This is a genomic window from Clostridium sp. YIM B02506 (genome assembly GCF_022324845.1).
In the GTDB taxonomy this organism is placed as follows: Bacteria; Bacillota; Clostridia; order Clostridiales; family Clostridiaceae; genus Clostridium_T; species Clostridium_T intestinale.
The window spans coordinates 113,288-135,928 of sequence record NZ_JAKGTG010000009.1 but is presented as its reverse complement, the minus strand read 5'-3'; the positions used below and the strand labels follow the sequence as shown (position 1 = coordinate 135,928).

Genomic DNA, 22,641 nt, shown 5'->3' with positions numbered 1-22,641 from the left:
TTCTTCAATTCTTCAATTCTTCAATTCTTCAATTCTTCAATTCTTCAATTCTTCAATAGGCATTTTGGCTTTTTAGAGATTTATTAGCAAGCTCTTTTTTTAATATTGTTGAGTTTTTTAAAGGGTAGTCTACTTTTTTGCCTGTTTATTATTCATCTTTTAATAAAAAATTCTATTTTTTCTAATACAGAGTTGTATAATGAATTCTTTTTAAGCACTACCCTATTTATGCAAGCTTATACTACTTTTCTTATGTTTATTTATCAATAAATTTATAAATAAAAATGTATATTATCATCTGTAAACCTATACTTTAATGTATAAATATAAAAATAACTAATTTTTATAAATAAATATTGCATAATTATTCATAAAGTTCTATAATATTAAATATCTTAAATATGGAAATTACGGGGGTTGTAAAATGAAAAAGTACAATAAAGTTTTATTAGCATATTCTGGTGGATTGGATACATCTATAATCATTCCATGGCTTAAGGAAACTTATGGATGTGAAGAAGTAATAGCTGTTGTTGGAGATGTAGGACAAGGTGATGATGAACTTGAAGGTTTAGAAGAAAAAGCAATCAAAACTGGTGCTTCTAAAATATATATAGAAAACTTACAAAAAGAATTTGTTGAGGATTATATATTCCCAACTTTAAAAGCTGGTGCAACTTATGAAGGAAAATATCTTCTTGGGACTTCTTTTGCAAGACCTGTAATTGCAAAAAGAATGGTTGAAATAGCTAAAGCTGAAGGAGTAGATGCTATAGCTCATGGATGTACTGGTAAAGGTAATGACCAAGTACGTTTTGAACTTACTATAAAAGCTTTTGCTCCAGAGCTTCCTGTTGTTGCTCCTTGGAGAATATGGGATCTTAAATCAAGAGAAGAAGAAATAGCTTATGCTATTGAAAAAAATGTTCCTATAAAAATAACTTACGAAACAAACTATTCTAAAGATAAAAACTTATGGCATTTAAGTCATGAAGGTTTAGATCTTGAAGATCCAGCTAATGAACCAAAATATGATGAAATATTAGAAATGGGAGTTTCTCCTGAAAAAGCTCCTGATGTACCAACTTACGTTACTGTTAGCTTTGAAAAAGGAATTCCTGTAGCTGTAAATGGTGAAAAAATGGATGGGGTATCTATAATAAAAGCTCTAAACAAAGTTGGTGGAGAAAATGGTGTTGGAATTATAGATATGGTTGAAAATCGTTTAGTAGGAATGAAATCAAGAGGAGTATATGAAACTCCAGGTGGATCAATTCTTTACTACGCTCATAAAGAATTAGAATATTTATGTTTAGATAGAGAAACATTACATTATAAAGAGCAAATAGCTTTAAAATTTGCTGACTTAGTTTATAACGGTCAATGGTTTACTCCTCTTAGAGAAGCTCTTTCTTCTTTTGTTGATAAAACTCAAGAAACAGTAACTGGAGATGTTAAGCTTAAGTTATATAAAGGAAATATAGTTTCTGCTGGTTCTACTTCTCCATATACCTTATATTCAGAAGAATATGCAACTTTTGGTGAAGATTCAGTATACGATCAAAATGATTCAGCAGGATTCATAAATCTATTTGGATTACCAGTAACAGTTAAAGCAAAAATGGACGCAAAAGTGAATGGAGTGAAATAATTATGAAACTTTGGGGTGGAAGATTCCAGAAGGCAGTTGATAATTTAGTAAATGACTTTAACTCTTCTATTAGAACAGACGGAAGAATGTTTAAGGAAGATATAGATGGAAGCTTAGCTCATGTAAAAATGCTTATAGCTCAAGACATCATCCCAAAACAAGATGGAGAAAAAATTATCTCAGGTCTTACTGAAATAAGTAAAAGGATTGAAAATGGGGTTATTGAAATTGATCCTTCTTCTGAGGATATACACTCCTTTATAGAAGCAACTCTTACTTATTACATTGGGGATGAGGGTAAAAAGCTTCATACTGGAAGAAGCAGAAATGATCAGGTTACTTTAGATACAAGATTATATTTAAAAAAGGAACTAAAGAACTTAATTAATGTAATCCTATCATTTGAAGAAACTCTTTTAATAAAAGCAGAAGAAAACATAGATACAATAATGCCTGGCTATACTCATATGCAAAAGGCTCAACCTATAACTTTTGCTCATCATTTACTTGCTTATGGTGAAATGTTTAAAAGAGATTTAGGTAGAATAAAAGATACTTTAAAAAGAATGGACGAAATGCCTTTAGGAAGTGGTGCACTTGCTACTTCCACTTATCCTATAGATAGAGAGATGGTTGCAAAAGAACTTGACTTCTCCTCTATTAGTTTAAACAGTTTAGATGCTGTTTCTGATAGAGATTATGTTATAGAGACTTTATCTGCTCTTTCTATGATAATGATGCATCTTTCAAGATTTTCTGAAGAAGTTATATTATGGTGTACTCACGAGTTTAGCTTCATTGAATTGGATGATGCCTACTCTACTGGAAGCTCTATAATGCCTCAAAAGAAAAATCCTGATGTTGCTGAGTTAGTTAGGGGTAAAACTGGAAGGGTTTATGGGGATTTAATCACTCTTCTTACTCTAATGAAGGGAATTCCTCTTGCTTATAATAAGGATATGCAAGAAGATAAAGAAGCTTTATTTGATGCACTAGACACAGTATTTTTATCTATAAAGACTTTCAATGGAATGTTAAAAACCATGAGAATCAAAAAAGATAATATGAGAAAAGGTGCCTTAGGTGGATTCACAAATGCTACTGATGTAGCTGATTACTTAGTTAAAAAAGGTGTTGCTTTTAGAAATGCACATGAAGTTGTTGGGGCCATCGTACTTCACTGCATTAATAAAGGAATAAATATAGAAGAGCTTTCTTTAGAAGCTTTAAAAGAATTTTCATCTTACTTTGAAGAAGATATCTATAATGCTATCTCTCTTGAAACCTGTGTTGAGGAACGTAAGGTCATTGGAGGACCAAGTTCTAAATCAGTTAAGATTCAACTAGAAGCTTTAAAGAATTTCATAGATAGTAATAAAATAGTATAGTTTTTCAAAGGCGAAAAAGGGGGTATTTATTTTGGTAAAGGTCGGAATAATTGGGGGAACAGGATATGTAGGTGCTGAACTTATAAGACTTCTTATGAATCATAAGGAAGTTATAATCTCAGGAATATCCTCTGTAAGTTTTAGTGGGCAAGATATATCTAGCATATACCCAAGTTTTTATAATATAACTTCACTTATATGTACAGATGAAGATGCGGTAATCGAAAAAAGTGATGTTATTTTTGCTGCTCTTCCTCATGGCTTAAGTGAACATATAGCCAAAAAAGTATTAGATAAAAACAAAATTTGCATAGATATGGGGGCAGATTTTAGACTTTCTGATGAAAGTGTATATAAGAAATGGTATGGCAAAAGCTTTGATTTATCTGAATTACATGGCAGCGAAGTATACGGACTTCCTGAGCTTAATAGGGCTAAGATTAAAGAAACAAAGCTTGTTGCAAATCCAGGGTGTTATGCAACTTCTATAGAGCTTGCACTACTTCCTCTTATATCAAAAGGACTAATCGAAGAAAATGGAATTATAGCTGATTCTAAATCTGGTGTGTCTGGAGCGGGAAGAGCTCTTAGTCAAAGCTCTCATTTTACAGACTGTAATGAAAGCTTAAGTGCTTATAAAATAGCTAATCATAGACATACACCTGAAATTGAAGAAGTTTTAAATTCTGCTTCTTTAGATAAAAAGGTAAAGTTAATTTTTACACCTCACCTACTACCTATTAATAGAGGCATATTATCTACGATATATACTACTCCAAAGGAGAAAATAGATCTTGTAGATATCCATAAGGAATTTAGTGAATTTTATAGCACGGAACCTTTTGTGAATGTACTTCCACTCGGTGAAGTAGCTAAAATTAACAATGTTAGATTATCTAACTACTGCCAAATATCTCTTCATTATGATGAAGACAGCAATAAATTAATATTAATATCTTGTATTGATAATATGATTAAAGGTGCCGCTGGACAAGGAATCCAGAATATGAATATCCTCTTAGGTTTTGATGAAAAAGAAGGATTAAATACTATAGCACCAGCATTTTAGACATCTGCATATGACTAAGGGGGTTATTTAATTGAATATAAACATTATAGAAGGAGGGGTAACCTCTCCTAAAGGATTTCTTTCTTCTGGCATACATGCTGGAATAAAAAAAGATAAAAACAAAAAGGATCTTGCATTATTAGTTTCAGAAAAAATCTGTAATGCAGCTGGAGTTTACACAAAAAACAAGGTTAAGGGGGCTCCACTTTTAGTTACTAAAGATCATTTAATAGATAATAAAGCTCAAGCAGTAATAATAAATAGTGGAAACGCTAATACCTGTACTGGGGAAAAAGGTCTTATAGCCGCTGAAACTATGTGTTCTCTTGTGGCTAATTCTTTAAACTATAAAACTGAAGATGTATTAGTTGCTTCTACTGGTGTTATAGGTGTTCAGCTTAACGTTAAGCCTATAGAAAACTCTATGACTTCTCTAATAGATGAACTAAGCCCAGAAGGTTCTCTATCTTCTGCTGAGGCTATAATGACTACTGATACCTTCTTAAAGTCACTCTCAATCAAGTTTGAGTTATCAGGTAAAGAAGTTACCTTAGGTGCAATGGCAAAAGGGTCTGGAATGATTCACCCTAACATGGCAACTATGTTATCTTTTATAACTACAGACGCTAATATAAGCTCTGCTCTATTAGATAAAGCTTTAAAAGATACTGTTAATATAAGTTACAACAGAATATCTGTAGATGGAGATTCTTCTACAAATGATATGGTTGTTATATTAGCAAACGGTCTTGCTGAAAATACTCTAATAGATAGTGAAAATGAAGATTATCTAATATTTGTAGAGGCTTTAAAAACTTTAAACATAACCTTAGCTAAATTGATTGCTAAAGATGGTGAAGGTGCTACAAAGTTAATTGAATGTACTGTTTCTAATGTTTCTAGTGAAGAAATTGGAGAAAAGTTATCTAAATCAGTTATATCTTCAAGCTTAGTTAAAGCAGCTATTTTTGGCAGTGATGCTAACTGGGGAAGAGTTTTATGTGCTCTTGGATATGCTGATGTTGATGTAGATTTATCAAATATCGATATCTTCTTTGAAAGTTCTAAAGGAACTATAAAGGTATGTGAAAATGCTTTTCCTGTAAACTTCTCAGAGGAACTAGCAAAAGAAATACTATTAGAAAAAGAAATTAAAATATTAGTTGATATGAAATCTGGTTCCCACTCTGTTTCTTGTTGGGGATGCGATTTAACTTATGACTATGTAAAAATCAATGGAGATTACAGATCCTAAAGGAGGAACCTAGAGTTGAATTACAATGAAAGAGCCAATATTTTAGTGCAAGCATTACCTTACATCCAGCAGTATAAAGGCAAGACTGTTGTTGTTAAATATGGCGGTAATGCCATGATTAGTGATGAACTTCGTGAAGGGGTTATAGCTGACTTAGTTCTTATGAACTATGTAGGAATTAATGTTGTGGTAGTGCATGGTGGCGGTCCTCATATCTCCTCTTATCTAAAGAAAATAAACAAAGAAAGTGTTTTTATAGATGGATTAAGATACACAGATGATGAAACCATGGATATAGTTCAAATGGTTTTAGGAGGAAAAGTAAACAAAGACTTAGTAAAGTTAATTGAAGCTTCTGGTGGAAAAGCTATTGGCCTATCTGGTATGGATGGTTCCATGATTCAAGCCAAAAAAATCTCTTCAGAAGTTGATCTTGGTAATGTAGGTGAAATTACAAAAATTAATACTGAAATCATTAAAAACTCTATAGCTAACGGATACATTCCAGTGATAGGTAGTATAGCTACAGGTGAGGAAAATAAAGTTTATAATATTAATGCAGATACTTGTGCATCTAAAATAGCCTCTGCTTTAAAGGCTGAAAATTTAATTCTTCTTACAGATGTACCTGGAGTTATGCTTGATCCTAAAGAACCATCAACTTTGATTTCAGAATTAAGATTACACGAAATCCCTCGTCTTTATATGGATAATGTTATAAAGGGAGGAATGATTCCTAAGGTTAACTGTTGTGTAGAGTCAGTTAGAATGGGAGTTAAAAAGGCTCAAATAATTGATGGAAGAGTTCCACATGCACTTATACTTGAGTTATTCTCAAAAGATGGCATAGGAACAATGATTTATTAGGAGGATGTTGAAATGAATGATTTAATTGGGGCAAAAGAATATCTTATGAACACCTACCCTTTCCTTCCTGTAGTTTTTTCTCATGGAAAGGGAGTAAAACTTTTTGATAGTGATGAAAAAGAATATCTAGATCTTACATCTGGTATAGGTGTTTCTTCCCTTGGTTATGGAGACGAAGCTTGGGTAAATGCAGTTACTGCTCAACTAAATAAGATAACTCATGTATCTAATATATTTATGTCAGAACCAACTTTAAAATTAGCTGAAAAAATAACTTCTCTATCTGAAATGAGCAAGGTATTTTTCTCTAATTCTGGAGCTGAAGCTAACGAAGGTGCTATAAAACTTGCTAGAAAATATAGCTACGATAAATATGGTGAAGGAAGAAGTACTATAATAACTTTAAACAATAGCTTTCATGGACGTACTATTACTACCCTAAAAGCTACTGGACAAGAAAAGTTTCATAAATACTTTTACCCATTTACTGAAGGCTTTAAGTACGTAGACGCTAATGATTTAGGTTCTTTAGAAGAATCTGTTGATAATAGCGTATGCGCAATTATGATAGAAGCTATTCAGGGTGAAGGCGGTATAAGACCTTTAAACCAAGAATTTATAGATAAAATATTTGATATAGCTAAAGAAAAAGATATTTTAGTCATATTTGATGAAATTCAATGTGGTATAGCTAGAACCGGTAAACTATTTGGTTTTAATCATTTTAATGTTAATCCTGATATTGTAACTGTTGCAAAAGGTTTAGGTGCTGGTCTTCCTATAGGTGGTATTCTTTGTAATGAAAAACTAAAAGACACCTTCTCTTTTAGTGATCATGGTTCAACCTTTGGAGGAAACCCCGTAGCTACTGCTGGAGCAATTGAAGTTTTAAATGCAGTATCTAGCGAAGGATTTATGGATGAAGTTCTTGATAAAGGTAACTTTATTAAAGAATTTTTAGAAAACTCTTCTACTTCTAATATAGTTGAAGTTAGAGGAAAAGGGCTAATGATTGGAATAGAGATAAATGGAGAAGCGTCTAAAGTTCAAAAAGAAGCTTTGGAAAAAGGTCTTTTAGTTCTTACTGCTGGGCCTAAAGTTGTTAGACTTCTACCCCCATTAGTAATTTCAAAAGAAGACTTAAAGATTGGATTAGAGATATTAGTAGATATAATAAAAAACATTTAATTTATGAGGGGGGTTATTATGAAAAAGGATTTATTAAAGATGGAAAATCTCACAAAAGAAGAGATTTTAGATATATTAAATATAGCTGATCAACTAAAATATGAACATAAACACGGGATAGAACATCATCACTTAAAGGGTAAAACCTTAGGTATGATTTTTCAAAAGGCTTCTACTAGAACTAGAGTAAGCTTTGAAGTTGGTATGTATCAACTTGGAGGAAATGCTTTATTCCTAAGCTCAAAGGATTTACAAATAGGAAGAGGTGAACCTGTTTGTGACACCTCACGTGTTTTATCTAGATATCTAGATGGCATAATGATTCGTACCTTTGAACAAAAAGAAGTTGATGATTTAGCTAAATACTCTGATATTCCTATAATAAACGGACTTACTGATGATGAACATCCATGTCAAGTTTTAGCAGATTTAATGACTATAAGAGAGTATAAAAAAAGCTTTGATGGATTAAAGCTTGCTTTTATAGGTGATGGTAATAATATGGCTCAATCCTTAATAGTAGGTGCATTAACTCTAGGTATGGATGTGTCTATAGCATCTCCGTCTGGATATACTCCAGATAATTATTACTTGGAGCTTGGAAAAGAATTAGCTGAAAAGACTAACGCTAAGTTTGTTCTTACAGATTCTCCAGTTGAAGCAGTTACATCTGCTGATATTGTTATTACTGATGTTTGGGCAAGTATGGGGCAAGAAGCTGAAGCTAAAGAAAGAGTTGAAGCTTTTAAAGGTTACCAAATTAATGAAGATTTAATGTCTTACACTAATCCAAGATCTCTAGTTCTTCACTGTCTTCCTGCTCATAGAGATGAAGAGATTTCTACTGAAACATTTGAAAAACACTCAGAAGAAATCTTTGATGAAGCTGAAAATAGACTTCATGCTCAAAAGGCTGTATTAGTTAAATTGTTAGGTAATAAATAAGTATATAAAAAAGATGCTATTTTAGGTAGCATCTTTTCTATATTAATTTAAATTATTTTATATAATCTTTGTAATTTTCTTGAGTAACTTTTACATAGTTAATCCATACATATTTTCCTTCAGTTACAGGGTAACCAACGTTTGCTTCGTTAATTTCTTTACCTTCTGCAGCTGCTATAGCTATATTAACTGTAGCTTTACCTTGGTTTGCTGCATCATTTAAAACTGTTCCAAGAAGAGATCCTTCCTTCATAGCTTGTAATGCAGGTGCTGTAGCATCTACTCCAACTACTGGAATATATTTAGAAGCATCGCCTTTGTTATATCCTTCAGCTTTTAAAGCTTCTATTGCACCTAGAGCCATATCGTCATTATTTGCTAAAACTGCTTCTATCTTATCAAGACCTTGACCAGTTATAAATGCTTTCATAAGGTCAGTTGCTTTAGCTTTGTCCCACATAGCTGTATCAGCAGCAAGTTTTTGAGTTTTGAATCCGCCAGCTTCTATAGCCTTTATTGAGTATTCTGTACGAAGAGTAGCATCTTGATGTCCTGGTTCTCCTTGAAGCATTACATATTGAATTACTCCATCCTTATTTTTATCTGCTTCTGGATGAGCTTTAAAGTAATCAACTAAAATTTCTCCTGATTGAGTTCCTGATTGTTCAGCTTTAGCTCCAACATACCATGCTTTATCGTAGCTATCCATATCTGCTTTTTCAGGTTCACGATTTAAGAATACTATAGGAAGCTTTTTAGCTTTTGCTTTTTCTATTATTGGACCAGCAGCTGTTCTATCAACTGGATTTATTGCTAAAGCAGTTACCCCTTTGGTAATAAATGTATCTACTTGTTCATTTTGAGTAGGTTGTTTATTTTGTGAATCCACTAATTCTATATCTGTTCCTTTATCTTTAGCTTGACCTTCCATAGCACCACGAACCCCTGTCATGAAAGTATCATCAAATTTGTAGATTGCAGAACCGATTAAAACTTTAGAATCTTTCTTTCCGCCTGAGCTAGAATCATTTCCTTTTGAACTACATCCTGCCATTGCACCAGCAATTACAACAGCTGACATAACGATTGTTAATAATCCTTTAAACCTTTTCATAATACCCCTCCGTAATCAAATCTTATTATTTTATATGATTTTGGTTTGTTATTCGTTTACATTTCTTATTATATAGACTTTTCGCTCTACTCTCCATACAAAATTCTTCACACTTTTATCGAATTTCTTAGTTAAATATTAGAAATTAAATCTAAACAAAAATAAAAATGCTATAAACTTACTCTACTAATTTATAGTAGTAAGCTAATAACATTTCTAATTTGAATTTATTTACTTTTCATGTATATATCTACATTATCCTTTGTAACTTCTGAATAATCAGCCATTACATATTTACCTTTTTCTAATCCCTCTACTGAATTTATATCGCCATTTGTTGACAATAAATAAGCCATATTAAATATTACCTTAGCTTGATATTTATAATCATTTATAGCAGTTCCTATCATTGCCCCATTTTTAACTTGGGTTAGTGACTCAGGAATTCCATCAATTCCAACAACAAGGGGAGGTCTTTTTATTGTATTGTCATTATTTAATGCTTCTAAAGCACCTAAGGCCATTTCATCATTATTACTAAATACAACTTCTATTTTATCTCCAAATTCCTTAATCCACTGATTCATTTTTGTAGTTGCTTGGGCATATTGCCAGTTACCAATTTCATCAGATAGTTTTTCTAATTCAACACCATTTTCTATCAAGGGTTTTATACAGTGCTCTGTTCTTATTAAGGTATCCTGATGCCCTGGTTCCCCTTCAAGTACTACATATTGAATTTTTCCGTCTCCATTTTTATCCACCAAACTTCTGTTACTCTTATAAGTATCTAAAATTATTTTCCCTTGTATTTCTCCAGACTGTTCTGCTTTTGCACCAACATAATATAGCTTATCCCATCTCTCCATATCTTCTTCAACAGGTTCACGATTAAAGAAAATCATAGGTATATTTGCAGACTTCGCTTTGTCAATCATCATAGAGGCAGCCGTTCTATCTACTATATTCACACATATAACATCGTAATTTTGAGAAACAAACCGTTCTACCTGACTATTTTGATTAGTCAAGCTTCCTTTAGCATCTACAACATTAATTGTTATCTTATAATTGCTATCGCCCTCTTTTTCCTTAGCTACATCTTCAATCTCTTTTGTAATTGCAGAAATAAAAGCATCATCCTGCCTATATAATGTAACTCCTATTTTTATATTTTTAATACTATCTTTATTAGTTCCATTATTATTATAATTACATGCTGATAATGAAGTACCAATTGTAACGGTTAAAAGGCATAAGGATATTTTTTTAAGTATTTTCATTATAAACACCTCAAAATTCTCATATATTTAAGACATTATTTTTACCTAATAAGCGGAAATAGCAATCTTTGATTCTCCTTTGAATACATATTATCTGTATTAACAATAGTTGAAGATATAGTGCTATTACTTATCTTCTTACCCTCTAACTTATCTACAGCAGCCTTTACCCCTAGATATCCTATATTAAATTCATTTTGCGTAGCTGTTGCATTAATGTTTTTTTCCTCTAAAGCTGAAATTATTTTACTTGTACTTCCTGTACCGTAGACTTTTATCGAACTTTTTTCATTGTCTATTATATTAGAGTCCTTTTTTACTTCGGCAACATACTCTAACATACCTGTACTGAGAGTTACTACTACATCTACATCATTGTTCTCTAATAGTTTTTTTATCTCAGTATAGTAATTAGCTTGACTCTCATTTGGAATTTCCCAAAACAGATAGGTATTATTAATTTTATTCATAACACTCATAAATCCTTCGTACCTGTCCGCTATGCTTTTGCACTCTAAATTATTTTTTATAATTGCAACTTTTTTCCCCATATCCCCCATTTCAATCATTTGTTCTCCTAAAAGTTCCCCAAGCTCATAATTATCATTCCAAATTGTTGGTGGAGTTTTCTCTAAATCAACATTAGACTCGATAAGAATAATAGGTACTTTTTTCATAGCTTCTTCTACTGTATTAGCCATTTTTTCATAATCTACTGGTGATAATATTATAGCATCTGCTCCATTTTTTATTTCTCTATCAATTAACTCTTTTTGCTCATCTATATTATTATCTTGCGAAAGATTTATAAAACTTACATCTATATTCAGTTCTGATGCCGCTTGCTCTACACCTTGCTTCATTATCATTAAGCTTTCATTATTTCTTCCACTTGTTATCAAAGAAATATTATGTATTTTTCTATTTTTTTGATTTGATAATGTATCATCTAAAAGTACTGAAAAGGATATAATTAATAGTAAAAATAAAATTATAAATGCAACTGTTTTTTTACTTTTCACTATTTACCTTCCTCCCTCTTCTGTGCTTCACTAAAATCAATAGCAGGAACATGTATTCTAATTGTTGTCCCTTCATCAGGCTCACTATAAATCTTAAGTCCGTATTCTACACCATAATATATCTGTATTCTTTGATGAACATTTTTTAATCCAATACCTGAACTCTTTTTCTTTCCATTATTTTTTCTTGTAAGAAGAGTATCTGCAACTTCTTGCTCCATTCCAAGTCCATTATCTATAACATCAATATATAAATCTTCGTCTTTCAAGTACGCTTTTATTAATATCTCTCCATCTCCACCCATAAATTCCATACCATGATAAATTGCATTTTCGATTAAAGGTTGAATTATTAATTTAATAGTCGATAAATTTAATGTTTCTTCATCTATATCAATATTATATGTGAATTTGTTTTTATATCTTATGTTTTGTATTGTTAAATAATTACGTGCATGTTCAATTTCATCTTTTACTGATATTATATTTTTCCCTTTACTTAAGCTTATTCTAAAAAGTCTTGCTAAAGCTGTTACCATTGTAATAGCTCCATCATAATTTTCATTTTCTATCATCCAAACAATAGAATCTAATGTATTATATAAAAAATGTGGATTAATCTGAGCTTGAAGAGCATTTAACTCACTTTTTCTTTTGGACTCCTGTTCCCTTACTATATTGTCCATAAGTACATGTAACTGATTTACCATGGATTTTATAGCTTTCCCTAGATGCTGAATTTCGTAAGATCCACTTATTGCTATATCTACATCTTTGTCTCCATTCTCAAGCTTTTTTACTGACTTTTCAAGTGCCTTTATAGGGTTTGCTATACGAGAAGAAACAAACATATTGAGAAACACTAGGATAAATATCGCAAAAAACATGATAAATATTGCAAATAAGCTTATTTGTCTATAGTCAGAAGTTATATCAACCATTGGAGTGACCCCTATGATTTTCCACCCAGTATATCCTACTGTTTTTACTGTAACTAATCTTTTTTCTCCATTAAAAGTTTCTATATTAGTTCCATCCTCATATGTAGATCCCATTCTATTATTCTCATTTATTAAGTTTGAATATATTAATTGTTGTCTTGGATGATATATTATCTCTCCCTCTCCATCAACTAAATAGACGTAACCTGATTTTCCAAGGTTAACATTTTTACATATTTGTTCTATTTCACTGAAATTCATATCTACTAGCAATACACCTGGAGTTATTTTCCCATTGTTAGTTAATTCTACAGCTCTACTTAAAGAAATAACCCAACGATATTTATAATCTGGATCTATAAATAAATTCTGAACATGTGAAGTTGAAAAATGAAGGTTTTCTTTTCTACTTATAGCCTTTAAAAACCATTCACTTCTTGTAGGATTAGCAGAGTCTTTTAATTTTCCTACTGGGGATGCTCCTATAAGTTCTCCATATTCTGTAAATACGCTTATACTTATAAGAGAATCTTTATTTGATTCATATAATAAATCCATATCCTTACTTATACTGTCTACTGCTAAATCCTTTTTCTTAATAACACTATAATAACTAGCATCCGATACCTTCATCATATTTCTTAAGTAACTATCTAAGTTTAAATTAACTTGTTCTAGTATAGCCTTATTATTTTCGGATACCATATTTTCTGCTGAGTTTATAAATCTTAAATAAACTGCTCCAACAACCATAATCATCCCTACAACTGATATTACAGTAAAGGAAATAGATATTATATGTTGTATGCTTGTATTCTTACTTTTATCTAATACTTTTTCAACTTTTTTCTTTATAAAATTTATCATTACAGATCAAACTCAATTCTTTCTATATTTTGAAGGTGATACCCCAAACTTCTTTTTAAATACATAACTAAAATAATTAGCCTCTGGATATCCTACTTTTTCAGCTATAACGTAAGTCTTATAATCTGTTGTATTTAAAAGTTTTACAGCTTGTTCCAAACGTACTGTAGTTAAAAAATTTACAAAATTATTTTGTGTTTCACGTTTAAATATTGTAGAAAAGTAAGTAGAACTTACATGAAGTTTAGAACATACTTGTTCTACAGATAAATCTGGATCTGTGTAGTTTTCTAATACATACTGTTTTGCTTGCTCAACAAGCAATATAGATGAATTCACACGTTCTTTTTTAATCAAAACGTTTACCATGATAGACTTGTTTATAAACCATTCCTTTACCTCATCTATTGACCCAAAGGAATCTAAGTGTTCATAGCAATTAAAATTTTCACCAAATATATAATCCATATCTAGTTCATAAGTTTGTATAAGCTTTAATAAAGCTGTCATTATCTCCATAATATAAATTCTATACTTGTTAAATGGTAAAAGTAAATGCTGAACTTTATCAAATAAACCATTAATAACCTCTTTAATCTCTTCCTTAGTCGAAATCTTTATTGCATTTAACATTAAGTTTTCTTCTTGCTCGTGAAATTGAAGCTCAATAGAATTATCTGGTTCTACATCATCAATATAAATAGCCTTTCCTAAGCCAAGTATCAACTTATATTCTAATGCATTTAAGGCAGTTCTATATGAAAATTTTATCTCGCATGGATCATTATAAACATACCCAATACCTGCTGATATTTTTAAATTTGTGATACGCTCATAAACCTTGCATACTTCATTTATACCATTTATAAAATGACCTATCTCATCTTTAGAAGATAATCCTCCTATTACTACAACAATATCAGAATAAATAAAACTTGTGAAGCTACAATATTTGTGCATATTTTCATCTACTGTCTTTTTTATTGATATATTAGTAAGCACTGAGTCTTCATTAATATTATTGTTTATATCCTTTAATTTCAAGTTTCCTTCAGAACGAATAAGTGCTACAGATAAATATTCCTTTTTTAAATCTATGTTTAATTTATCAATCTGTTCACTCCACTTTTCACTATTTATCCTTCCCTCAATAGCTCCTACCAGAAATTGCTCTCTTATTACTGGTAAACTTTCAATATAATATTCTTGTAGTTTTTCTAAATTTCTTTTTTCATTATATTCATAATCAAGCTTTTCTTTTAATCTTTTTAAGACCTCAATTAGTTCTACAGAATTAATCGGTTTCAAAACGTATTCAACTACATTAATTTGGATAGCCTTGTGAGCATATTCAAAATCGTCACAGCCTGAAAAAATTATAATTTTAGTAGAAGGCATCATTTCTGAAACTCTTTTTCCTAATTCTAATCCATCCATAAAGGGCATTTTTATATCTGTCATTAAAACATCCGGTCTGTATTTTTCAACCTTTTCAAGAGCATCCTGACCATTCTCAGCATCTCCAACTACTTCAAACCCGTAAGCTTCCCAGTCTATTTTTTTGATAATTCCAAGTCTTATCTCTTCTTCGTCATCTACTATAATAATTCTATATAAGCTCATTATATTACTCCTTCTTTTATTAAGTTGCAGTTAAATATAATAATTTAATTATCGATTACTATTATATCTAAAAAATTCCTTTTATGCAATGCATGTCCATATTATTTAAAACGACAAAAAGGCCAACTTCAATTTTTAATTGAAGCAAACCTTCTTATCAATATATCAATTTATTTTTTTCTATATTTAGCTAAGTCTATAGCAACTGCTACTGCAATGATAGCACCTTTTATAACTTGTTGCCACATTGGACTTACCGCTATGAACTGTAATCCATATTGTATAACTGTAAATATCAATACACCACTTACAATTCCTCCAACTTTACCAACACCACCATTTAGTGATACACCACCTACAACACAGGCTGCTATTGCATCAAGTTCGTATCCATTACCATATTGATTGGTTGCTCCAGCAGTTCTAGCAGCTTCCAGTATACCTCCTACACCATATAAAAGTGATGCGAAAATGAATATTCCCATTATAGTTGCAAATACGTTAACTCCTGAAACTACTGCTGCTTCACGATTTCCTCCTATAGCATAAACATTCTTTCCAAATATAGTTTTGTTTAATATAAACCAAACTAATATTACAAATAGAAGTGCTATAGGTACCAGAATTGATATACCTGGGAAATCTCCTATGTTAAAAAGCTTTGTTTGTCCAAGTGCAATAAAGTCTGGACGTACCCCACCAATTGGTTGTGATTTATTTGGTGGCATATCAAAGTATAGAGAGCATGCACCATATACTATAACCTGTGTTGCTAAAGTAGCTATAAATGGATGCATATCATATTTTGCTACTAAGAAACCATTTAGTACACCAAATACCATACAAGCTATAATTGCTATTACTATAGGGATTATAACTGCTAGCTGAGGCATGTTAGGGAAAAATCTATTAGCATAGTCTGGATTTTGAAGCATTGATGTTGATATTACTGCCGCTAAACCAACCATACGTCCTGCCGATAAATCTGTACCTGCTATTAATAATGTAAAACAAATACCTAAGGCAACTATAAGTTTAGTTGATGACATTGTTAGTATGTCAAGCATTACTTCATACTGCATAAAACGCGGTTGAATTATCATTATTACAACTACTAATACTAGTAATGCTAAAATAATTGCATTATTAGTTAAAAAGGTTTTAACTGTCTCTCCTGAAAAGGTAACTGTACTGTCGTGATTTTTTTTATCTAAAAAATGTTTAAGCCCATAAATAGCGGCAATTATTCCTATCCCATCTATATAAATAGGTAAATCAAAAAACACATCTGGATCTAAAATAAAATTAAAAACAATTCCTAACACAACAAGGAAAGCACCAATTCCTAAAAATATTTTTCCAAAATCCTTGCGTGAGATAACTTTAGCTTCTTGCATATCTAATCCTCTCCTTCTTTAACATAACTAAGTCTCTTTATTTCATAAACTGTGTTGCATAATTCATAACTTTTACTTGATCTGCTTCATCTTTGTCTAAAATTCCAGTAACTTTTCCTTCACACATAACCATAACTCTATCTGACATTCCAAGTAACTCTGGCATTTCTGAAGAGATCATTATGATTGATTTGCCTCTTTTAACCAAGTCATGCATAATAGAATAAATTTCATATTTTGCACCTACGTCAATTCCTCTTGTAGGCTCGTCTAATATTAAAATATCTGGATTTGTAAGAAGCCAACGTGCTATTAAAACTTTTTGCTGATTACCACCAGAAAGATTTTTTATAAGTTGCTCCATATTTGGTGTTTTAGTTTTTAAATCTGTATTAGATTTAACTGCAGCTTTATAACGTTTTCCTTCTTTTAATACTCCAAACTTTGCATAATCTTTTTGACTTGCAATTACTGTATTATCTAAAACTGATAATATCCCTAAGATACCAGTAGCACGTCTCTCTTCTGTTAATAGAGCTAATCCTTGTAATTTAGCATCTTTTGCAGACTTTATTTTTATTACCTTACCATCTTTTTCGATAGTTCCCTCTTGTATCGTTCTTAAACCAAATAGTGCTTCTACAAGTTCTGTACGTTGAGCTCCAACAAGCCCTCCTATACCAAGAATTTCACCTTTATATAACTCAAAACTTACATCTTGAAAGGATTTCTCCAAAGGAGAACAAAGATTGTTAACTTTTAATACAACTTCCTTTGTAGGTTTATAGTTTGCTTCTGGGAATCTATGAGTCATATCTCTTCCTACCATACGGTTAATTATAAGCTCTGTTGTAAGATCTTTTGATTCCCAAGTCCCTACCCCTTGACCATCTCTCATGATAGTAACTTCATCAGATATTTTAAGAATTTCCTCCATTTTATGAGATATATATATAATTGCGCATCCCTTTTTTTGAAGTTGCTTTATTATTTTAAATAAATGTTCCGTTTCATTCTCAGTTAATGAAGATGTTGGTTCGTCCATAATAATTATTTTAGAATTATAACTAACCGCTTTTGCGATTTCAACCAATTGTAGACTAGATGCAGAAAGCTTTCCTGCCAATATCTCTGGATCAATGTCTAAATCAATCTCTTTGAATAAGGCTTCTGTCTCACGTATCATTCTTTTCTTATCTACAGCTATTCCTCTCATAGGAAATCTTCCAAGCCATATATTTTCCATAACTGGACGAAATCTAATAGGATGTAGTTCCTGATGTATCATTGATACTCCCAAGTCTAATGCTTGTTTTGAAGTATTTATTTCAACTTTTTGTCCATCTAATATTATTTCGCCATTATCTTGATGATATATACCAAAAAGACATTTCATCAAGGTTGATTTTCCTGCACCATTTTCTCCCATTAGGGCATGAACACTACCTTTACGTACTTTTAATGATACGTCATCTAACGCCTTTACCCCTGGAAATGTCTTTGTTATATTGTTCATCTCCAGTACATACTCACCCATACCACAATCCTCCTTTGGTCAAATATTAATCCATTCTTTATTTTGTCTATTTTTCATTTAGTTAGTTTTATTATTGTTATTCGTTTACATTATTAATTATATAAACTTTCTCTTCTACTCTCCATACAAAATTCTTCACACTTTTATCGAATTTCTTAATTAATTTATATAACAAATTCATATTTTTTTATTCTAAAAAAGACAAGCATAAATTAATAAAAAATGCATGTCTTTTTTCTATTCTATATTTATTAAATAACTGAAAATTTATATATAGTAGTGTGTTTATATTCTTCACCAACTTTTAATATTGGGGATGGAAAACTACTACATCTCACTGCATTAGGGAAAAACTGTGTTTCTAGGCATAACCCATCTCTATTTTCATAAGTTACTCCATCTTTTCCAGTAGGCCCCCCTGCTAGAAAATTCCCCGTATAAAATTGTACTCCTGGTTTAGTAGTATAAACTTCCATAACTCTCCCACTTTTTTCATCTACCACTGCTCCAGCTTTTTTAGGTTCTTCTGTGCTAACATCTAATACCCAATTATGATCAAATCCATTAGCGAAATTTATCTGTTCATAATCACTAAATATTTTATCCTTTACTGTAGTTAATTTTCTTAAATCCATTGGTGTTCCATCAACTTTTAATATTTCACCTGTTGGAATTGACTCATTGTTAGAAGGCGTAAAGCTACTTGCATTTATCATAACTTTATGCTCTAACACACTTCCTGAAGAATGCCCTGAAAGATTAAAGTAAGAATGATTAGTTAGATTAACTACTGTATCCTTATCTGTAACAGCTCTATAATCTATTTTAAGCTCATTATCTTCACTAACAGAATATATAACATTAACTTCTAAATTGCCTGGGTATCCTTCTTCACCATCTTTACTAAGATATGATAGTTTTAATGCCTGACTATCACCTAAATTAACAAGTTCTGATTCCCATAAAACCTTATCAAATCCTCTATTTCCTCCATGCAAGTGATGTTTACTATTCTTTTGAAGTTTATATTCTATATTATTTATCTCAAAAATACCTTCCTCGATTCTATTCGCACATCTTCCTATAATAGCTCCTAAATATGGTCCCTTTTCTAAATATTTTTGAGGAGTATCATACCCTAAAACAACATCATCTAATTCTCCTTTAGAATCAGGAACCTTTAAAGATACTATAGCGCCACCTAAATTTGTTATTTTCACTTCCATTCCTTTGGAGTTAGTAAGTGTAAAAATATCCACCTCAACTTCATTCATTAACTTTCCAAATAATTCTCTTCTAATTCCCATACCCTCATACTCCTTTTATATAAAATACTACCTATATTAGCTAGTATAAGTATATTATGTTGTTCTTTCAAGAATAAAAAAGTGGCTGTCGCCACTTCGCTAGGGAACCCTATGGTTCCCTTCGACGACACTGCGTGTCTGAGCACCCTCCTTAACAGGCAGGGGAACACAACTTCCCCTGCACCCCTTGCATTTTTTATTGCATAGAAAAGAATACACTTTCCTATGCAATAAAAAAGTTAGGTATATATCTAAATTATTTTATACCTAACTTATTAACCCTATAATTCTATTTTTTCTTCTTTTTTCTGATCACAACATCCATGTTTTTTATCACCTTTTCCCATAAAAAACATCATAGATACCATCATAATTGGACATATAAACGGACTTAAAAATGCTAAAATAGGTGCAGCCCCAGGTAATACTAATTGGATAACTGGTAATAAGCTAACTATCAATATAGGTAACATACAACATAGCGCCATAGGCATAATATGTTTAAGATTTAATTTCTTATTCATTCTCTCACTCCTAAATTTTAATATTACAATTAGTCTAATTCATAGTTATGAAGATAAAATGAAGATGCCAGTATGTTTCTTCATTTTATCTTCACATTAGTTTCATATAATTATGTCTCAGAAAGTAATATAAATTTAAGAGGTGATATTTTGTCCATAAAAACTACTCATATATTAGTTGAAGATATGGTTTGTACATCCTGTGAAAAAATAATATCAGATTCTATAAAAAAGGTACATGGTGTCCTCGAGGTTGAGGTTAATTATAAAACCGCCTTAGTGAAGGTAATTTTTGATTCTACTAAATGTTCTTACAGCAGAATTTGTTCTGCAATAGAAAGTTCAGGATATACCATAAAAATCTCTAATAACAAAATTAATACAAATGCTTCTTCTACAACTTTTAAAGAAATTATCTCTATATTTGCTATAGTTGCTCTTGCTTTTGTTATTATAGCACTAAGTAAAAATTCTGGTACTTTCAATATAAGTAATAACTTAGGTACAAATACAACTTATCTTATGTTATTTGTTATAGGTATTTTCACTTCTCTTCATTGTGTAGGTATGTGTGGTGGAATAATGTTATCTCAAAGTATAACTATAAATAAAGGAAGTAAATTTAAAAATCTACTTCCTTCTCTTTTATATAATGTAGGTAGATTAACCTCATATACTCTATTAGGTGGATTAGTAGGTGCTTTAGGCTCTGTTTTTTCTTTATCATTAAGTACTCAAGCCTCTATATCAATACTTGCTGGTCTTTTTATGATAATAATGGGTTTTAATATGTCTGGCTTTAAACTATTTAGAGGAATAAACTTAAAACTTCCATTTAGTAATTGTAAATTTTCAAATAAAAAATCTAGTCCTTTAATTGTTGGTTTACTAAATGGATTTATGCCTTGCGGTCCTTTGCAAACCATGCAGTTGTATGCTTTAGCTTCTGGAAGTTTCTTTAAAGGAGCATCCTCTATGTTCATTTTTGGACTAGGGACTATTCCTCTTATGCTTATATTTTCGTTAGCTATAAATGCCATAAATATGAAAAACACTAAAAAACTTATAAAATTCAGTGGAATCTTAATCGTTATATTAGGAATTTTAATGGCAAACAGAGGCTTTACACTATTAGGTGTAAATATTCCTATAAATAATTTATTATCTTTTAACAGCAAAAATTCATCTAATGTGATAACTGATGAAAATAAGGCTACAGTAATAGATGGAAAACAGGTTGTAAAAATAAAAGCAACATCTTCTGGCTACTCCCCAAGAGTAGTATTTATAGAAAAAAATCTTCCTACTGAAATTATTTTTGAAGGTGAAACAATAACATCATGTAATAACGAAGTTATTTTCCCATCTATGAATATAAAGCAAAAACTAACAAAAGGTGAAACAAAAATCAATTTTACAGCTGGTGATAAAGATATTAGCTACAGTTGTTGGATGGGAATGCTCTCAGGCTCTATAAAAGTTGTAGACACCCTCGACGGTGTAAGTGATAAAGATATATCGTCAGCAGAAAGTGAACTTTCACAAAATTCTGGTGGAGGTTGCTGTCAAGGTTCTTCTACTAATCAAACTCAAGAATTCCTGGTTTACGGCTTGCCATTAGCTGAAATACCTACAGATAGATTAGTTAAAAAAAGCTCTATTTCGGGTAGCAATCAAGCTCTAAGTATTTCTGGAATAGATACCTATTTTGAACCACTTGTTTCAATTTTAAAAACTAATATTCCAGCTAAACTTACATTCAATTTAACTAAAATGCCTGCTGCTAATGGAACTTATAATATAGTTGAATTTAGTTCACAAGAAATTGTTGGTTCCTTCACTATATCAGACTTTAAAGGATCTATTGATATTACACTTAATAAATCCAGTATCTACTTTATAGAAAAAGATTTTTCAATAGTTGGAACCATAAAAACTTCTGATTCACCTGAAACAGAAGATATAGAAAACGTTAGATCAGAATTAATAGATTAATATTTTCAAACTGGAGTAGCTTAATGATTTTATATTATTTTGCTGCTCTTTTTATTATCAAAAGGCCCCTAAATGAATTTTTCCGTATTCGCTGACAAATTAGTTTACAATTCGGCTTTTTATAAGCACTCTTCCTTAATAAAAATAATAGTATATTAGTAGTAAACTTTTTAAAAAGGGGTGTTTTAATTGAATAATAGATACTCTTGTCGAAACGATTTTTATGATAGTGCAAGTATATGTAATAATAAACATTGCTGTGATGATTGGAATTGTTGTCCAACTGGTCCTACTGGTCCAACTGGGCCAACCGGTCCTACTGGCCCTACTGGAGACACCGGCCCTGTTGGTCCTACTGGTAACATTGGCCCTGTAGGTCCTGTTGGTGCTACCGGCCCTACTGGTTCTACTGGTCCTGTTGGTCCTACTGGTGCTACTGGCCCTACCGGTTCTACCGGTGCTGTTGGTCCTACCGGTCCTACTGGTGACACTGGCCCTGTTGGTCCTACTGGGGCTACTGGTAATATTGGCCCTGTAGGTCCTGTTGGTGCTACCGGCCCTACTGGTTCTACTGGTCCTGTTGGTCCTACTGGGGCTACTGGCCCTACCGGTTCTACCGGTGCTGTTGGTCCTACCGGTCCTACTGGTGACACTGGCCCTGTTGGTCC

The 22,641-nt window shown here is 31.5% G+C and carries 17 protein-coding genes and 1 pseudogene; 8 read left to right on the top strand and 10 right to left on the bottom strand.

The features are described 5' to 3' along the window. Positions 1-424 precede the first annotated feature (424 nt). From L1S49_RS09510 to argF, 7 genes are read left to right on the top strand one after another with little or no spacing between them, the layout of a single operon-like run. Entirely contained in the window at positions 425-1,651 is a 1,227-nt protein-coding gene (locus L1S49_RS09510) for an argininosuccinate synthase (protein ID WP_021803081.1), read from the top strand. A 2-nt stretch (positions 1,652-1,653) separates the two neighbouring features. Beyond that, positions 1,654-3,039: an argininosuccinate lyase gene (gene argH, locus L1S49_RS09505; protein WP_238903884.1), complete on the top strand. Its 1,386-nt coding sequence runs from the start codon at positions 1,654-1,656 to the stop codon at positions 3,037-3,039. Between the two features lie 31 nt (positions 3,040-3,070). Next, a complete protein-coding gene (gene argC, locus L1S49_RS09500; protein WP_238903882.1) occupies positions 3,071-4,108 on the top strand; it encodes an N-acetyl-gamma-glutamyl-phosphate reductase in 1,038 nt (345 codons plus the stop codon). Positions 4,109-4,139: 31 nt separating this feature from the next. Next, entirely contained in the window at positions 4,140-5,363 is a 1,224-nt protein-coding gene (gene argJ, locus L1S49_RS09495) for a bifunctional glutamate N-acetyltransferase/amino-acid acetyltransferase ArgJ (RefSeq protein WP_238903880.1), read from the top strand. 15 nt (positions 5,364-5,378) lie between these two features. After that, entirely contained in the window at positions 5,379-6,230 is an 852-nt protein-coding gene (gene argB, locus L1S49_RS09490; protein WP_073020763.1) for an acetylglutamate kinase, read from the top strand. Between the two features lie 12 nt (positions 6,231-6,242). Then, the gene (locus tag L1S49_RS09485) at positions 6,243-7,418 is read left to right on the top strand and encodes an aspartate aminotransferase family protein (protein ID WP_238903878.1); all 1,176 of its coding nucleotides are present in this window, start codon (positions 6,243-6,245) and stop codon (positions 7,416-7,418) included. A gap of 18 nt (positions 7,419-7,436) precedes the next feature. Next, positions 7,437-8,363, top strand: a complete 927-nt coding sequence (argF, locus tag L1S49_RS09480) for an ornithine carbamoyltransferase (protein ID WP_238903876.1) — start codon at positions 7,437-7,439, stop codon at positions 8,361-8,363. A gap of 52 nt (positions 8,364-8,415) precedes the next feature. Here argF and L1S49_RS09475 read toward each other — a convergent pair whose 3' ends face one another. The 9 genes from L1S49_RS09475 to L1S49_RS09435 all read right to left on the bottom strand — a co-directional run bounded on the left by L1S49_RS09475 (position 8,416) and on the right by L1S49_RS09435 (position 19,978). Then, positions 8,416-9,477 carry a galactose ABC transporter substrate-binding protein gene (locus tag L1S49_RS09475; protein WP_238903874.1) on the bottom strand — a complete coding sequence of 354 codons (1,062 nt, stop codon included), beginning with the start codon at positions 9,475-9,477 and terminating at the stop codon, positions 8,416-8,418. Between the two features lie 227 nt (positions 9,478-9,704). After that, complete coding sequence (locus tag L1S49_RS09470; RefSeq protein WP_238903871.1) at positions 9,705-10,760, bottom strand: galactose ABC transporter substrate-binding protein; 1,056 nt, start codon at positions 10,758-10,760, stop codon at positions 9,705-9,707. Positions 10,761-10,801: 41 nt separating this feature from the next. Continuing rightward, positions 10,802-11,782, bottom strand: coding sequence for a substrate-binding domain-containing protein (locus L1S49_RS09465; RefSeq protein WP_238903869.1), 981 nt, complete (start codon positions 11,780-11,782; stop codon positions 10,802-10,804). Further along, positions 11,782-13,590 carry a sensor histidine kinase gene (locus tag L1S49_RS09460; protein WP_238903867.1) on the bottom strand — a complete coding sequence of 603 codons (1,809 nt, stop codon included), beginning with the start codon at positions 13,588-13,590 and terminating at the stop codon, positions 11,782-11,784. The genes L1S49_RS09465 and L1S49_RS09460 overlap by 1 nt, the downstream gene beginning before the upstream one ends. Positions 13,591-13,602: 12 nt before the next feature. Next, complete coding sequence (locus L1S49_RS09455) at positions 13,603-15,213, bottom strand: response regulator (RefSeq protein ID WP_238903866.1); 1,611 nt, start codon at positions 15,211-15,213, stop codon at positions 13,603-13,605. A 170-nt stretch (positions 15,214-15,383) separates the two neighbouring features. After that, positions 15,384-16,610, bottom strand: a complete 1,227-nt coding sequence (mglC, locus tag L1S49_RS09450) for a galactose/methyl galactoside ABC transporter permease MglC (RefSeq protein ID WP_238903864.1) — start codon at positions 16,608-16,610, stop codon at positions 15,384-15,386. A 37-nt stretch (positions 16,611-16,647) separates the two neighbouring features. After that, a complete protein-coding gene (locus L1S49_RS09445) occupies positions 16,648-18,147 on the bottom strand; it encodes a sugar ABC transporter ATP-binding protein (RefSeq protein WP_238903862.1) in 1,500 nt (499 codons plus the stop codon). A 251-nt stretch (positions 18,148-18,398) separates the two neighbouring features. Further along, positions 18,399-19,454 carry an aldose epimerase family protein gene (locus tag L1S49_RS09440; protein WP_238903860.1) on the bottom strand — a complete coding sequence of 352 codons (1,056 nt, stop codon included), beginning with the start codon at positions 19,452-19,454 and terminating at the stop codon, positions 18,399-18,401. A 281-nt stretch (positions 19,455-19,735) separates the two neighbouring features. After that, a complete protein-coding gene (locus L1S49_RS09435; RefSeq protein ID WP_238903859.1) occupies positions 19,736-19,978 on the bottom strand; it encodes a hypothetical protein in 243 nt (80 codons plus the stop codon). A 150-nt stretch (positions 19,979-20,128) separates the two neighbouring features. Between L1S49_RS09435 and L1S49_RS09430 the strand changes: the two genes are divergently transcribed. Then, positions 20,129-21,973 (top strand): sulfite exporter TauE/SafE family protein, encoded by a 1,845-nt coding sequence (locus L1S49_RS09430; protein WP_238903857.1) that lies wholly within the window; start codon positions 20,129-20,131, stop codon positions 21,971-21,973. Between the two features lie 221 nt (positions 21,974-22,194). Here the strand turns inward: L1S49_RS09430 and L1S49_RS23210 are convergent. Next, a pseudogene (locus tag L1S49_RS23210) lies at positions 22,195-22,641 on the bottom strand (collagen-like protein); the annotation flags it as partial.